This is a genomic window from Pontibacter akesuensis, assembly GCF_001611675.1.
Classification (GTDB): Bacteria; Bacteroidota; Bacteroidia; order Cytophagales; family Hymenobacteraceae; genus Pontibacter; species Pontibacter akesuensis.
On sequence record NZ_CP014766.1, the window covers coordinates 1617727 to 1631275 of the forward strand.

Consider the following 13549-nt stretch of genomic DNA (forward strand, 5'->3'; position numbering starts at 1 on the left):
CAGGACTTTTAAAATATGACCGCCTGCGCTACCAGACGCTGCAGGCCCGCGAGAAGGCCGTTAACTTTTACCGCCGAAACGGGTATGAGGTAATAGCGAAAACCGACGTCCTGTTTGGCTCCATTCAGCACTACCGCATGGCCAAGCAGCTGTAACAAACCTTAATTACTTCAAGCTATGAAAAAGAACACAAAACTTTGGATCGGTGCCGGCGCTGCCGCCTTGGCAGGCACTCTCTTCCTTAACAGCCGCAAACAAGCCTATGCGCCCCTCGAAACCGTGCCTGAAGTGGATTTAGAGCAGTATGAAGGCCGTTGGTATGAGATAGCGCGGCTGCCGCAGCGCTTCGAGAAGGGCTGCCATTGCGTGTATGCCGAGTACAGCCAGCACCCCGATGGCTATGTGGAGGTGCGCAACGCCTGCCGCGAAGGAGGGCCCGACGGAAAGCTGGACATTGCCACAGGCAAGGCTTTTCCGGTTGAAGGCAGCCACAACAGCAAACTGAAAGTGCAGTTCTTCTGGCCTTTTAAAGGCGACTACTGGATTCTGGAGCTTGCCTCTGATTATAAATATGCCCTGGTGGGAACGCCCGACCGCAAGAGCCTCTGGATCCTGTCGCGCACGCCCCAGCTAAGCGAAGATGTGTATGAGCGCTATGTGCAGCTGGCTGCAAAAAAAGATTTCCCGGTAGAGAAATTGATTAAAACAGACCAAAGTTGCTTTGCAAGCTAATGCCTTGCTGCTTCTTTGCGGTGCAAGTACAGACAAATTTTTACCTGCCTATACTTGCACCCTTTCACAAACCCCTTTAAGCGCCACTTTCTTAATAACCTATAGATCCTGCTAAATTTAACATTTAGGTAATAGCATATAAAGCTTGCAATCTATACTTTGTGGAAGCATACAGCAACTGCGACCAAGGCATCGCATACCTTCGCATATATTACAGATAAGCGTATGTTTTCGTTTATACAGTAGTTGTAGGCCATTTAAAATATGAGAAAGCTTCCAAGGCATATAGAACAAAGATTCTACGACACAATATTTGGAAGTGTCGCCTTAAGTGAATTTGAGTCCTGGGTATATACAGACAAGGAAATAGAATCCATTTTGTCGGATGACGAATACCTTGAGCTGCTTTCTTTCAACTACAAAAAGAGCGGTGCAAAGTATGAACTTGTAAATCTGCTTACGGACAATTATATCGACCTTGGAGAATACGAGAAATGGAAAATGCTCAATCTCCTATATGCCGCCAAAGATAAAGACAAAAGACTACCAAATATACTTAGGCAACTCTACGACCTGTATTGTAAGGGATATGATTTTCTGAATGACTTGGGGTTAGGTTATGGCTTGACTGTTGAAGTCCCGCCCAGCAAGTATAAAGCTGAAACATGGGAAGAAATGACAGAAATAGAAAAGAAAGAATTGATCGAAAGCTTCTATCCACAGTTACAGTCTGACATCGAAAGAGCAATAACCTGGATTGAAGATGGCAAGATCATTTTATCAGGAAATACTGATGAAATGGGCCATCATGAATATGAAGATTTACGAACGGAAGAAGAAAAAAAGTCAACCGTTTGGACGGAAGTCGAAAGGGATGATAAAACAGGCTGGTCAGTTGAGGATAGTAACCTGAAAATTTTAAAAGAAGAAAACCGCCCTACAACAATGTATAAAAATGATGGTGGTGATACTGCGGATTTGAAAAGCAAAACATCATTACGCCTTTGGTCAAAGTTGAAAAGCTTATGGCAGTAAATTCACCACTATTTTTATACTAAACGTTGGGTTTGATAAAAATAAAGAATGAGGGATAACCAAATTAGTCTTGAAGAGTTAGAGTTGTGGATAAGATTAAGAGACATGGATTTATCCAGCATCATTGGTACCAGCTAAAATTTATCGCAATAATCCAGTTATACAAGCTGATAAAGGATACTGAAGAGAGAAGCTTTGTCAAAATCTGTAATAAGTTAATCAATAATAAGTACACCCTTGACTTAAAGAGCCATCTAAAAGCTTTATCGAACACATCAACTTTGGTTTGTAAGGACAGGTCCGAACTGAAGTCCTTTGCGAGCATATTAAAAGCATCATTTGAAGATAAATTTGCTATACTAGTATTAGTGGAGATAGCAAAGTCCGGCTATCATTTTGGGTTATGGACTAAGTACTTTTTTGAATAAAATAACCAACTCCTAGTGGATATAGCAGTAGTGCCAGAAGAGGAGGTGACATTACGTTTGAGCAAATGAGTTCATCGGCTAACGCCTCGCACACTGTCTACACGAGCACGTTGGCTACAATAAAAAATCTAATGAAAACATTAATCGCTGTTCTTTCACTCTTCTTCATCTTGCCTACACTGTCTCAAGAAATGAAGACTTATAAAATATCCATTAGTGAGAGAACCTCTATCAAGCAAGAATATCAGGAGATGGAGTTATTGAGAAGCGACACCAGGAATTTATTAATAGTCAAAAACCAAAAGAAAGAGTTACTCCCGTTAAGTGAGCAGGATAGTTTGAGGATTGTTGCTATAATGAAGAGTAACGATAAAGACATGAAAGATGAAATGCTTTCCCTTTATAGAAAATCCTTGGCATATGAAGTTGATTCAATAAAAATTAATCCAGAAAATCAAGTTTTGGAAATAGCTGACAAGTTTTTCAACAACAGGGAAAGACTAAAAAAGCAGGCAACAGAACATAAGGACAATCGAATTATCCTGGACGGAACAATATATCAAATAACGGTAACAGATTCTAAGGGCGTGGCTTATGTTTCTTACGCACATTCTCCGAGCAAGGAATCGCATCCTGAAATTTATGAGTTAATATCTTCCTTGGGTAATACCTATACGGCTCATCAAATTAAGAAGTAGGAAACTACAGCCAACACAATTTAGCCTTAACCCTCGCTATGCTGCGGGCTTTACCTATACCAGCCGTCAAACTAATGAAAACACGCTTCCTGTTCCTGCTATCTTTACTTGTGATGTTCTCCCTGTCCGGCTGCGATGAAGATTGTGCAACTGTTGACTGTATCCAGGAGCCGTTTCGGTTCAGAGTCTTAAACGCGCAAGGCGAAAACCTGCTGGACAACGGCACGCTTGCCCTTAGCCAGATAGCCATATACACGCCCGGTGCGCCAGCCGCTACCTTGCCGCTTTCGGCGTACGCCCCACTGGGAGAAACGTACGTGGAGGCTGGCCTTAGCCAAAACACACGCGCCTATACCCTTGCCATAGATGGCTATGCCCCACTGGAGCTTAGCTTTGACTTGGATGTCCGCTCCGGCGATTGCTGCACTTCCCTGACCATTGAGGAGGCGTACCTGAATGAGGCGCCCGTTTTGAAAGACAGCAAGGGCGAACGCTTTATCATCCTTCCGTAAGTATAGCTTTCTCCCACAGAAGCACTGCCGCTCGTTTCCGGGAAGGTTTTAAGACACAGCCATACTTTTGCTGCAGTGGCGGTCAGGATTTCGCTCTTTTTGTTTGAATACGCTTTACCATGCTACGGAGGAAGCTGCGCGGCATAAACCGGGTAGAGAAGGTGGTGAGTTTGTTCTGAATGCCTGGTATCACCACTACCTCGCCGGCCATCATGCCCTCGTAGCCTGCCTTGGCCACACTTTCGGCGTCGGCTACATACTTCTTCGAGAAAAGTCCGGAGCCGCCGAGGTTGGCGGCTTGTTTAAAACCGGTATCGGTGGGGCCGGGGCAAAGGGCGGTAACGGTGATGCACTCGTCTTCGAGTTCGGCGGCCAGCCCCTCGGTAAACGACTGCACAAAGGCTTTGCTGGCGTAGTACACTGCCATGTAAGGGCCTGGCGGAAACGCTGCCGTAGACGACACGTTCAGGATACGGCCGTGCTGCCCTACCGGCAACTGCCGTAGAAACAGCTTGCACAGGTGCGTAAGCGACACCACGTTCAGCTGCATCATGTTCAGCTCCTTCTGCAGCTCCGTTTCCCGGAAAGCGCCGAAGTTGCCGAAGCCCGCGTTGTTCACCAGCACATCTACCAGCAGGCTATCCCGTTGCAACGCTGCGAACACCTTCTCCGGCCCTTCGGCCTTACTTAGATCCTGCACAATAACCCTGGTATAAACTTTATATTTAGCGGCATACTCCTGTGCCAGGCGTTGCAGCTTCTCCTCTGAGCGTGCCACCAGCACCAGGTTGTGCCCGTCGCGGGCGAAGCACTCGGCCAGTGCCATGCCAATGCCGCCGGATGCACCGGTCACCAGCGCCGTATACTTGTGTTTGTGCTTCTCAGCCATTGTTGAGTATGTGTGTAGTCCTGCTGCCCCACCCCGTGCGGCCACATGCTGTATCGCATACGTGTGCCAGGCAAACCATGGTTCACACTTGTGTTAACCCGCCAAGGCTCCCAGCAAATTAGCAGGAGGATTCCTTGCTACGGCGAGCGCCTGCACACGACAGACAAGTATAGATTGCGCACAAAAAAGCCGCCAGCCCAAACAAGGAAGGCTGGCGGCTTTCAGGAGACACTGCTGTCGCTTCAGGCAACCTGTGCATCGGCAGTTTGCTGCTGTACTGGTTGTGCGAAGGCTGCTTTCCTGTTTTCTTCCCACTCCTGCTGCAGCTGCTTTGATGTTTTGCGGCTGCCGTCGTGGCTCCAGCCCGGAGGGCCAAACACGTACATAAACTTGGCCTTCCATGATTTCACACTGCGCACATCTTTCCAGATATCCTGAAACTCGTGGAAGTTGAGCGTGATCGGGTCGTGCTTGGTGGGTGGGTGCAGCACACCGAATTTTGTTTCCAGTTCCACTTCCTTATCGCGGTACGTCCCGAAGATTCTGTCCCAGATGATCAGGATGCCGCCATGGTTGCGGTCCAGGTACTCGATGTTGCAGGCGTGGTGCACCTGGTGTACCCAGGGCGTGTTGAATATCTGCCCGTATACCGGAATTTTAGGCACCAGCGTAGAGTGCAGGAAGAACTGATAGATAGAGTTAAAGGCCATGCACAGCGCGATCATTACCGGGTTGAACCCCAGGATAGGCAGCCAGAGCCAGTAAATGGGCTTGTACAGGAAGATGGTCCAGCCATTGCGGAAAGCCGTACCGAGGTTAAACTTGCTCGAGGAGTGGTGCACCAGGTGCGCCGCCCAGAAAAGGCGTATGGTATGGCAGAAGCGGTGGTGCCAGTAGAAGTTAAAGTCGTCGCCGATGAGGCAGAGCACCCACACCCACCAGGCCCAGCCCAGGTTATCGTAGCCCAGGTACTCCACGCGGAGCGGCTCGAACAACTCGAAGAACAGGTAGAACAGGGTAATGTGGTAGGCCTTCGTGAGCGTGTTCAGTACGGCAGCCCCTATACCGACCATGGTGCTGGCCATGGAGTCTTTTAGATTGTAAAGCTCTCTGTCTTCACGGTAGCTGATGTAGGCTTCAACTATAATCAATACCGCAAAAATGGGTACGAAATAGGTGAAGGGATTGGGCATGTTGTCAAAAAGTATTTCCATGGGTGCGCAAGAAGTCAATAGAAGCGGAGCCCCCGGTTGGGCAGGGTACTCCCGTAATTTCCCTAAATTAACTAAAACCGTTTCCAATTCCTACTTCAGCAGCTGCCTCCGGGTTTCCCGGGAGCGGCTGTTTTTTGTGGATAAATGGCAGAACTGGCACGTATGTAGTATCTTTCGTCCTGCAAAAAACCTTACAGGCACATGCGGCGGCAGCAAAACATAACACAGCAGACACAGGTGCGAACACGTCTTGCCCCCACACCCAGCGGTTACCTGCACCTGGGCAACGCCCTCTCGTTTGCGGTAACATGGGCACTGGCCCGGCAGCGGCACGGCACCGTCATCCTCCGCATCGACGACCTGGACAACGCCCGCTTCCGACCCGAGTACCTGCAAGACATTTTCGACACGCTGCACTTTATGGGGCTGGATTACGATGAAGGCCCGGCCGATGCCGGTGATTTCCTGCAGCACTACTCCCAGCACCTGCGCCTGCCCGCTTACGAGCACCTACTGGGGCAGCTGGTGGCCAAAGGCGTGGTATACGCCTGCCCTTGTTCCCGCAAGCAGTTGGCCTCCCTGCCAGCTGGAGCTGATGGCAGGCACGCGTGCCAGCAGGAGCGCCTGCCGCTTTACCTCCCCGACACGGCCTGGCGCATACAGGTACCACCTGACACTGAGATAGTTTTCAGCGACCTGCTGCAACAGGAGTGCCGGGTGCCGCTGGCCGCGCAGGTACCGGATTTCGTAGTGCGCCGCAAAGAGGGATTGCCCGCCTACCAAATAGCCTCGCTGGCAGACGACCTGGAAATGGGTATTAATTTGATTGTCCGGGGAGCTGACCTGCTGGCCTCCACCGCGGCGCAGTTGTTTTTGGCGCGGCAACTGGGTGCAGATGGTTTTACAAGTATAGCTTTCCTGCACCACCCGGTGGTGGCCGATGCCGGGGGCGGCAAACTCTCCAAATCGCATGACTCGCTCTCGATAGCGCAGATGCGCCGGAGCGGCCTTAGCAGCAAGGTTTTCTGGCAGGTACTGGCGGCAACCCTGGGGTGGGAGGAATTTGGGATTGTGGATGCCCGAAGCTTTCTGGATAAATTCCGGCTGGAGAATTTGCCACTGCCCACCAAGTATGGCCTGCAGGTGAGCGGGTATAATTAGGCAACCGCTTTCTCTGGTTCAGCATCAACCTAAACAAGTATAAAGCAAAAGCGGCAGCCACTGAAGTATGGCTGCCGCTTTTGCTTTGCTGTTCTATGCTTATTTACGCGCCGTGATGGCAACCGGCACTTCCAGGTTCTCCCACTGCAGCACGAGGCCTTTATCGGTTACATCATACTTGAGGCGCTCGTTCATGGTAGCTGATTTTACCGGCTTCACCTGTACCCGCAGCGCATCCTGCTTCTCGTCGTACTGGGTGCCCCACTGCTTGGCTGTTTTGTTGAAGATGACGGTCCACTCCTCCTCGCCCGGAATGGCGTAGAAGCTGTAGGTGCCGGCTGGCAGCTGCTTTCCTTCCACCAGCACCGGCTTGTCTACCGTTACGGTTGTCGCCTCGTTGGCACCGGCCCGCCATACTTTGCCGTAAGGCACCAGGCCTCCCCAAACCTCGCGGCCTTTTACGCTGGGGCTGCTGTAGTTCACGGTTACGGTGGCATCACCCACTTTGCCGGTTGTCGTGGCAGGTGGGCTTGCTTTCGGTTTGGCGTCTTGGGCATAAGCACTCACTGACAGGAACACGCCGAGGAGCAGCAGTACGAATGAATTTAAAACGGTTACTCTTTTCATAGTTTTGAGGGTTTGGTTTATTTAAAGTTATATAAAACTCACGTATTAATCGCTGTTGTTATGGGCTTTACGAAAAATCCTTGCTCCCGACTCACGGCGTAGCGGTATTTAATTTCCGGTGGTGGAACGACCGCTTGTTCCCATCTCTCTTTAACGCAGGTATGGGCGTAAGAAGTACTTTCAGACGCAGGAATATGCCCTGGCCGCAGCCTTCATTTATTTCTCCTGATTAACATCCTTTCACACCTGCACGTTAAACAAGGCAGTTGCGCTTAAATTAAGAGTTTTGCCTATGCCGTCCCTTAACAACCGAAGAACCAGACGAACATCATCAACCACACGCAAGCGGGTGCAGGGCGGCACTTCCGGCGAAGGCATCCGGGGGCAGGGGCAACGCGGCACCTATAACGACAACAGGGGGCTGCAGACGCGAAAACGCGTTGTCAGCCGTACCCGAAAGCGCAGAACCCCAGGCTCGGCGGTGAAAGGCGCCGAGAACCGGCTCAAGAATTTCCGGCAGGCCTCTATCCTGGCAGTCGCCATTACGGGGTTCATCATGCTGCTGTTTGCCCCCAGCGAGGCAGGGCTGGCGCAGGACGGCGGCGAGGCGCAACTAACCGAGCTTCAGGAAGACTCCCTCGCGCTGGAAGATTCCGCGGCCTTTGCAGCAGAAGACAGTATGGCAGCGGCAAATGACACCACCAGCATTTCTCAGGCCAGCAAGGCATCTGCCGGGGAGGCCATCGGGGCGCTGCAAGGGCTTTGGAGAAGCTTTCTGTACAACCTGCCCAAAATTCTTATCGCCCTCGGCACTCTGATTCTGGCGTGGCTGTTCGTGAAACTGCTTAAACTGGTGCTGCAACGCACGGTGGGCAGCTGGCAAAAATCGAGTGCCATTATCTCGCTGCTGTCCATTGCGGTGTGGCTGCTGGCCATCGGGGTGGCCATCAGTGTGGTGGCCGGCGACATCCGGGCGCTGGTTGGCTCACTGGGTTTGATCGGCCTGGCCCTGTCGTGGTCGCTGCAAACGCCGATCGAGAGCTTTACCGGCTGGCTGCTCAATTCTTTTCAGGGCTACTACCGCGTGGGCGACCGCGTGAAGGTAGGCGAGGTTTTCGGCGATGTGTACCGCATCGACTTCCTGACCACCACGGTGTGGGAGATTGGCGGGCCTTACCAGCCGGGCTTTGTGCAGGCAGAGCAGCCAACGGGCCGCATGGTTACGTTCCCGAACAACGAGATCCTCACCGGCACCGTCACCAACTTCACCGGCGATTTCCCCTATGTATGGGACGAGCTGACGGTTGCCGTAGCCAACGAATCCGACATTCCGCTTACCATCAAAACACTGGCCACCGTAGCCGAAAACCTGCTGGGCAACTACATGGTAGATCCCGCGCACAAGTATGAGCTGCTGCTAAAGCGGGCCGGCCTGGAAGACAAGGTACACGACAAGCCCCAGGTCTACATCTCGCTCGACGACTCCTGGACGAATGTCATCATCCGCTACCTGGTGGGCGCCCGCGAGCGCAGGAAATGGAAAAGCGAACTAACGCTGCGCATTATTGAGGAAGTGAACAAGCCCGAATACCTCGAGAAGATCATACCTGTTTACCCAAGGCAGCAGGTACAGTTCATCAACCCGGACGGCGTGCCCGTGGAGGGTAGGTTCAGGGACGATGGCGATGTATAACAAATTAACCGGAAGCGGAGCTGAGTTCAGCGTCGCTTCCGGCTATACTTCAAACATCAAAAGCTTAGTTGGAGTGATCATGCAGGATTTTCCAGCCTCCATCGGTGTTTTCCATTACCAGCGTATAACGGCCGCTTTGCTGCGTGGAGTCTTGGGCAGTGAGGACATAGCGGCCTGTAACCAAGGCATGCTGCTGCCCTAGCGGCTGTACTTGCAGGCTGTCGAAGCGTAGCGTGGAGGTAGGCGTGCCGTCCGTGGTGAACGCCTCCTGGTAGTAGCCTTTCATCTCCTTTACTCCAACCGGCCCACTTGGCAGCATAAAGGTGGCGGCGCTGTCATACACGGTCAGGAACTGGTCCAGGTTGCCGCTATTCCAGTCTTTGGTGATGCCCTGCAGTGTCGGAACTACCCGGGCGAAGTCAGCTTGTTCTGCTACGGTAGTTTCTGCTGCGGTTGATGTATCAGACTGATTACAGCCTAAGAATAAGAGTGCAGCGGCAAGTATGGCGCCGCGGTTGATGGCATTCAAGCGTTTCATTTTGAGAGAATTGGTTACAGGAACATGAATCTTTGCAGCAAATATGAAGATTTATTCATACTTATCGCAACTGATATTTCAACTGTCTCTCGTCCCCTCCTCCTTATGCTGCTGCAAAGTATAGATTTGCCTTCGGGCTGCTGTGTCACAATTCAACAACTTGCGCCTGCTGCACCGCCTGTACCTTTTGTGGGTCCACCAGCTTCGCCAGCGTTTTATCGTAGTTCGGGTGCGTGGTGTGCAGCCATTCATCCCAAAACCTGAAGTACAGGCCATAGTTGCCTTTAAAGTACTTGTGGTGCATGTTGTGGTTGGTGGAGGTGTTCAGCCATTTGCCCACGCTGCTGCTGACCAGCCATTTCGGGTAAATTTCATAGCCCAGGTGCCCGTACACGTTGTACACCGTCATCAGTAGCAGGAATAGCGCAATGGCCAGCGGGTGAATCGGGAGCAGGAAAGCGATGACAAGTATAACGCTTGCCTCTACCACCGCCTCCAACGGGCTAAAGGCAAAGGCCGCCCACGGCGACGGGTTGGTTGATTTATGGTGGGTGAGGTGAAACAGCTTAAACAGTTTGGGATGATGCATCAGGCGGTGCGTCCAGTAGAAATAGGTATCGTGCACCACCAGCGCCAGCAGCACGCTCACGATAAAGTATGGCCAGCCATACTCAGCTACCTCTGTGTAAATCTGCGTGTGGGGCAGCACCGCATCCGAGGCAAGCAGAACGCCTACCGCCGCGAATATGAGAAAGGTGAAGAAGGAGTGGCTTACCTCCCGCACGTAATCCTGCCGCTTCGGGAACAGGGCCTGTATCTTGCGCCGGGCAAACTTTTTAGGCATCAACGTATAAAACAGCAAAAAGGCCAGCCCCGCTATCACCACGTAGCGCAGCGTCAGCAGCAAATAAAACCACCCAAATTGACTAATCGCCATGATATTTATTTTTAGAAAAACAGGTTCAGAATAGCTCCTAAATGGCAGAGATCGTTCTAGAAACACATTTCTACCGTAGAATAGTTGCCTGGCAAAGCATTATCATTTAGTTGCTCCTGTAGCTACTCTCCGCAAGGCACCCTCATTCTTCTTGGATGGTCGTGACCTGTGCTGTTTGTAAACTTAGCCTGTTTTATAATGCGTAAGGCCTCCTCATCGCAGCCGTGCCCCAGCCCCTGCACCACAAAAGCATCTTTCACGTTGCCAGCGGCATCAATCACAAACTCCACCAGTACCTTGCCTTTGACATGGTTGGCCCGAGCCTGGGCAGGATACTTCAGCTGCTGATACAGCTTCTCTTCTCCTCCGATCACCTTAACAGCGGCATGCCGCTTTACCTCGGCGGCACTGCTGCGTTGTGCATAAAAATCAGGCGGGTTAGGATTGGCTGCAGCGGTGGGCAGTTTATACTTGATTTCCCAATGCCTGAGGTAATCTTCAAGCGGCGGCAAACCAACCTGTGCCCGCCTTTTGTTTACATTGTGCTCGTCCTCGATAGGATACAGCTTAACACCTGCATCATCCTCTGCTAGCTGTGAGCCATAGGTTTGCGGCTCTCCGCGCCCAACTTTTACCCGGTCTATCAGCAAGGCGAGTGATGACCACTGCAACTCTCCTTTCCCGGCAGCTTGCGTTAAAAGCGGCAGGTACTTCTCCTGTACCTCTTGTGAACTGTGCTGTATTATCAGAAAGGCGGTTGAGCTTAACTGCTCTCCTACTGCAGTCTTACCTGGATAGCCATACTTCAATATGATGTTTTCGATTTCAACTAAATTAGCTTGATCTATACTTGCCTGCTTCGCCCAAATTTCCTGCACCTCTTTTGAACGCCAGCCATGTGCAGCGGCGGCACGTTCTACCACAGCTCCTCTATACTTCTGGTCGGCCTCGGCTATGCGCCTAAGTTTAGCGACCAGCGCTGAATTTACCTGGGCACAGGCAAGATTCCCTGCCAGCAGAAAGCATAGCAGGAGCAACGTTTGTTTTAGCTGTTTCATGATGATAGGTTTTTATGCGTGGCTGCAACCGCAGGCAACCAATACCTTTATACACTTTCTCAACATTAATGGCAGGCTGCACCTACTGCTTAAACACCTCTAGTAAAGCCTCACGAAAGGTTCGGCCGACAGGCACTTCAGTGCCTGCGATGCGCACCTGGTAACTTTCGAACACCTCCACGTGCGGCAGCGATACCATAAATGACTTGTGGACTCTCAGGAACCGGCTGGTCGGTAGCTGCTTCTGTAGCTCTGTAAGGCTGCTGAGGGTGGTAATCTTTTTGCCGCTTGTCACGAATGTGACGTAGTTGCCGGAGGCTTCTAAGTACAAAATATCATCCAGTTTGAGCTGGTATGTTTGAATGCCGCTTTTCACACGTATAAATTCGGCACTGCTTGCCGCCGTATCTGTTGTGGGTTTGCCTCTTAGCTTAAGTGCCATAGCCGCCTTGTTTACAGCCTTCAGAAACTTCTGAAAATCGATGGGCTTTAGCAGATAGCCAACCGTGTCCCAGTCATAGCTTTCTACGGCATATTCAGAATAGGCAGTCGTGAAGATAACCATGGGTGGCTGTGGCAGTGCCCTCAGAAACTCAATGCCGGTTAGGTCGGGCATGTTGATGTCCAGGAAAATGAAATCCACCTGCTCGCTGGTAAGGTACTCCAGGGCATCTATACTGCTTCTGAACGTTTGCACCAACTGCAAGGAAGGCACCTTTTGCGCATAATGCGCTATCACCGACAGGGCTTTGGGTTCATCATCTATGGCAATGCATTTCATTTGTTTGTGGCGTTATACTTTAAAACATCGTTCTGCATCAGGAGCAGCGGGCAAGCTGCCCCTGCTACTGCAGCGCTGTTACAGCTACCTGGGTCTTCTGCAACTGCAGCCGCAACGTTGATTTATAGACATTTCCTTCTTCGGTAATCGTGAGGGTATGGCGGTTTGGGTACTGCAACTGCAGCAGCTTTTTAACGTGCTCCTGGCCAAAACCTGCATGCGCTACCGATGCTGTCTTGTTTTGCCGATGAATTGTATTTTCTACTGTAAAGTAGAGCTCGCTTTCAGTTGTTCTTAGGTCTATCAGGATATAGGACTGCTGCTTCAGGCTTACCCCGTGCTTAAATGCGTTTTCCACAAAATTGATCAGCAACATAGGGGATATCCGCACTTGCTGGGTATCTCCCTCCACATCAAACTGAATGGTGATGTCTTCATCTCCGGAAAAACGCAGCTTCTGGAGCTTGATGTAATTTTCGATGTACTCCACCTCGCGGTACAGCTCGATATAGGGCACGTGGCTTTCGTAGATAGAGTAACGCATGAGCTGTGTGAGCTGTGCTATGCTTTGCGCCAACTCATCCGCATTCTTCTCAATAGCCATCGAGAACAGGTTGTTGAGCGTGTTGAACAGGAAGTGCGGGTTCACCTGGTTTTTCAGCAGGGCCAGTTCGGCTGTGGTTACATCCAACTTCTGTAGCCCCTCCTTGTGCTGCAGCCACTCCTTGGTTGCCCAATAAGCAAACGAAGCCGCCAGCACCAACAGAAAAGCGAGCACTCCATCGGTTAACACATTGTAATCTAAGCTCCAGTCAAACTCATCATACCCAGAAAGCAGGAAGTTGTTTTCAGTTAAAGTATACAGCAGCACCTCCGCCATAAAGCACCAACCAAAGCTCATGCCCAGCGGCAACAGGTACCTCCACTTGTTAACAGCGTTTTTGTACCTCGGGAAGATCAGGTACACGTTCACATAAAAGAAGGCGGCTTTAAACACGATCAGAAACAAGCTGTTCCAGAGCTCCATCTGCCGGGAGTGGGCTTCCATAAGTATAATTTCTTCAAAGTCAGAGGGCTCCATCTGATACGGAATTTCAAAGGCTCTATCAGCCCAAAAGTTTGCTAAAAGGAAGCCGATAAGTATAACCCAGAAACCCAGGTGCAGGATCAGCTCGGCATACTTTGCCAGGTAGGATATTTTTTTCATGATCTCAAATTTAAAATCAATTGTAGTGCTTTAAGGCCT

General features: G+C 50.8%; 14 protein-coding genes. 6 read left to right on the forward strand and 8 right to left on the reverse strand.

The features are described from left to right. Window positions 1-177 precede the first annotated feature (177 nt). From A0W33_RS06785 to A0W33_RS06805, 4 genes are all read left to right on the forward strand, one after another. Window positions 178-732, forward strand: coding sequence for a lipocalin family protein (locus A0W33_RS06785; RefSeq protein WP_068837454.1), 555 nt, complete (start codon window positions 178-180; stop codon window positions 730-732). 264 nt (window positions 733-996) lie between these two features. Further along, window positions 997-1767, forward strand: a complete 771-nt coding sequence (locus A0W33_RS06790) for a hypothetical protein (protein WP_068837455.1) — start codon at window positions 997-999, stop codon at window positions 1765-1767. Between the two features lie 559 nt (window positions 1768-2326). Further along, on the forward strand, window positions 2327-2893 hold the full coding sequence (locus tag A0W33_RS06800; RefSeq protein ID WP_068837457.1) for a hypothetical protein: 567 nt from the start codon (window positions 2327-2329) through the stop codon (window positions 2891-2893). A 74-nt stretch (window positions 2894-2967) separates the two neighbouring features. Beyond that, window positions 2968-3405: a hypothetical protein gene (locus A0W33_RS06805; RefSeq protein ID WP_068837458.1), complete on the forward strand. Its 438-nt coding sequence runs from the start codon at window positions 2968-2970 to the stop codon at window positions 3403-3405. 82 nt (window positions 3406-3487) lie between these two features. Here the strand turns inward: A0W33_RS06805 and A0W33_RS06810 are convergent, their stop codons facing one another. Both A0W33_RS06810 and A0W33_RS06815 read right to left on the reverse strand, forming a co-directional pair. Beyond that, window positions 3488-4294, reverse strand: coding sequence for an SDR family NAD(P)-dependent oxidoreductase (locus tag A0W33_RS06810; RefSeq protein ID WP_068837459.1), 807 nt, complete (start codon window positions 4292-4294; stop codon window positions 3488-3490). Between the two features lie 242 nt (window positions 4295-4536). Further along, window positions 4537-5508 carry a sterol desaturase family protein gene (locus tag A0W33_RS06815; protein WP_068837460.1) on the reverse strand — a complete coding sequence of 324 codons (972 nt, stop codon included), beginning with the start codon at window positions 5506-5508 and terminating at the stop codon, window positions 4537-4539. 201 nt (window positions 5509-5709) lie between these two features. Here A0W33_RS06815 and A0W33_RS06820 point away from each other — a divergent pair, with 201 nt between their 5' ends. After that, a complete protein-coding gene (locus A0W33_RS06820) occupies window positions 5710-6669 on the forward strand; it encodes a glutamate--tRNA ligase family protein (protein ID WP_068837461.1) in 960 nt (319 codons plus the stop codon). 99 nt (window positions 6670-6768) lie between these two features. Here A0W33_RS06820 and A0W33_RS06825 read toward each other — a convergent pair whose 3' ends face one another. Further along, a complete protein-coding gene (locus A0W33_RS06825) occupies window positions 6769-7296 on the reverse strand; it encodes a DUF2911 domain-containing protein (protein ID WP_068837462.1) in 528 nt (175 codons plus the stop codon). Window positions 7297-7588: 292 nt separating this feature from the next. On the opposite strand from A0W33_RS06825, the gene A0W33_RS06830 reads away from it, so the two are divergent. Further along, window positions 7589-8989: a mechanosensitive ion channel family protein gene (locus A0W33_RS06830; protein ID WP_082815149.1), complete on the forward strand. Its 1401-nt coding sequence runs from the start codon at window positions 7589-7591 to the stop codon at window positions 8987-8989. Between the two features lie 64 nt (window positions 8990-9053). On the opposite strand, the gene A0W33_RS06835 is transcribed toward A0W33_RS06830, so the two are convergent. The 5 genes from A0W33_RS06835 to A0W33_RS06855 all read right to left on the reverse strand — a co-directional run bounded on the left by A0W33_RS06835 (window position 9054) and on the right by A0W33_RS06855 (window position 13510). Beyond that, a complete protein-coding gene (locus tag A0W33_RS06835) occupies window positions 9054-9527 on the reverse strand; it encodes a YybH family protein (protein WP_068837463.1) in 474 nt (157 codons plus the stop codon). 145 nt (window positions 9528-9672) lie between these two features. Then, window positions 9673-10464: a sterol desaturase family protein gene (locus A0W33_RS06840; RefSeq protein WP_068837464.1), complete on the reverse strand. Its 792-nt coding sequence runs from the start codon at window positions 10462-10464 to the stop codon at window positions 9673-9675. 122 nt (window positions 10465-10586) lie between these two features. After that, window positions 10587-11522 carry an energy transducer TonB gene (locus A0W33_RS06845; protein WP_068837465.1) on the reverse strand — a complete coding sequence of 312 codons (936 nt, stop codon included), beginning with the start codon at window positions 11520-11522 and terminating at the stop codon, window positions 10587-10589. A gap of 82 nt (window positions 11523-11604) precedes the next feature. Continuing rightward, on the reverse strand, window positions 11605-12303 hold the full coding sequence (locus A0W33_RS06850) for a LytR/AlgR family response regulator transcription factor (protein ID WP_068837466.1): 699 nt from the start codon (window positions 12301-12303) through the stop codon (window positions 11605-11607). Window positions 12304-12367: 64 nt separating this feature from the next. Beyond that, window positions 12368-13510: a sensor histidine kinase gene (locus A0W33_RS06855; RefSeq protein WP_068837467.1), complete on the reverse strand. Its 1143-nt coding sequence runs from the start codon at window positions 13508-13510 to the stop codon at window positions 12368-12370. Window positions 13511-13549 lie beyond the last annotated feature (39 nt).

Bases quoted from the DNA above. Each gene is read 5' to 3' on its own strand.
- A0W33_RS06790 (WP_068837455.1), top strand. From the start codon at position 997: ATGAGAAAGCTTCCAAGGCATATAGAACAAAGATTCTACGACACAATA.
- A0W33_RS06855 (WP_068837467.1), bottom strand. From the start codon at position 13,510: ATGAAAAAAATATCCTACCTGGCAAAGTATGCCGAGCTGATCCTGCAC.
- A0W33_RS06820 (WP_068837461.1), top strand. From the start codon at position 5,710: ATGCGGCGGCAGCAAAACATAACACAGCAGACACAGGTGCGAACACGT.
- A0W33_RS06805 (WP_068837458.1), top strand. From the start codon at position 2,968: ATGAAAACACGCTTCCTGTTCCTGCTATCTTTACTTGTGATGTTCTCC.
- A0W33_RS06810 (WP_068837459.1), bottom strand. From the start codon at position 4,294: ATGGCTGAGAAGCACAAACACAAGTATACGGCGCTGGTGACCGGTGCA.
- A0W33_RS06825 (WP_068837462.1), bottom strand. From the start codon at position 7,296: ATGAAAAGAGTAACCGTTTTAAATTCATTCGTACTGCTGCTCCTCGGC.
- A0W33_RS06835 (WP_068837463.1), bottom strand. From the start codon at position 9,527: ATGAAACGCTTGAATGCCATCAACCGCGGCGCCATACTTGCCGCTGCA.
- A0W33_RS06845 (WP_068837465.1), bottom strand. From the start codon at position 11,522: ATGAAACAGCTAAAACAAACGTTGCTCCTGCTATGCTTTCTGCTGGCA.
- A0W33_RS06800 (WP_068837457.1), top strand. From the start codon at position 2,327: ATGAAAACATTAATCGCTGTTCTTTCACTCTTCTTCATCTTGCCTACA.
- A0W33_RS06850 (WP_068837466.1), bottom strand. From the start codon at position 12,303: ATGAAATGCATTGCCATAGATGATGAACCCAAAGCCCTGTCGGTGATA.
- A0W33_RS06840 (WP_068837464.1), bottom strand. From the start codon at position 10,464: ATGGCGATTAGTCAATTTGGGTGGTTTTATTTGCTGCTGACGCTGCGC.
- A0W33_RS06815 (WP_068837460.1), bottom strand. From the start codon at position 5,508: ATGGAAATACTTTTTGACAACATGCCCAATCCCTTCACCTATTTCGTA.
- A0W33_RS06785 (WP_068837454.1), top strand. From the start codon at position 178: ATGAAAAAGAACACAAAACTTTGGATCGGTGCCGGCGCTGCCGCCTTG.
- A0W33_RS06830 (WP_082815149.1), top strand. From the start codon at position 7,589: ATGCCGTCCCTTAACAACCGAAGAACCAGACGAACATCATCAACCACA.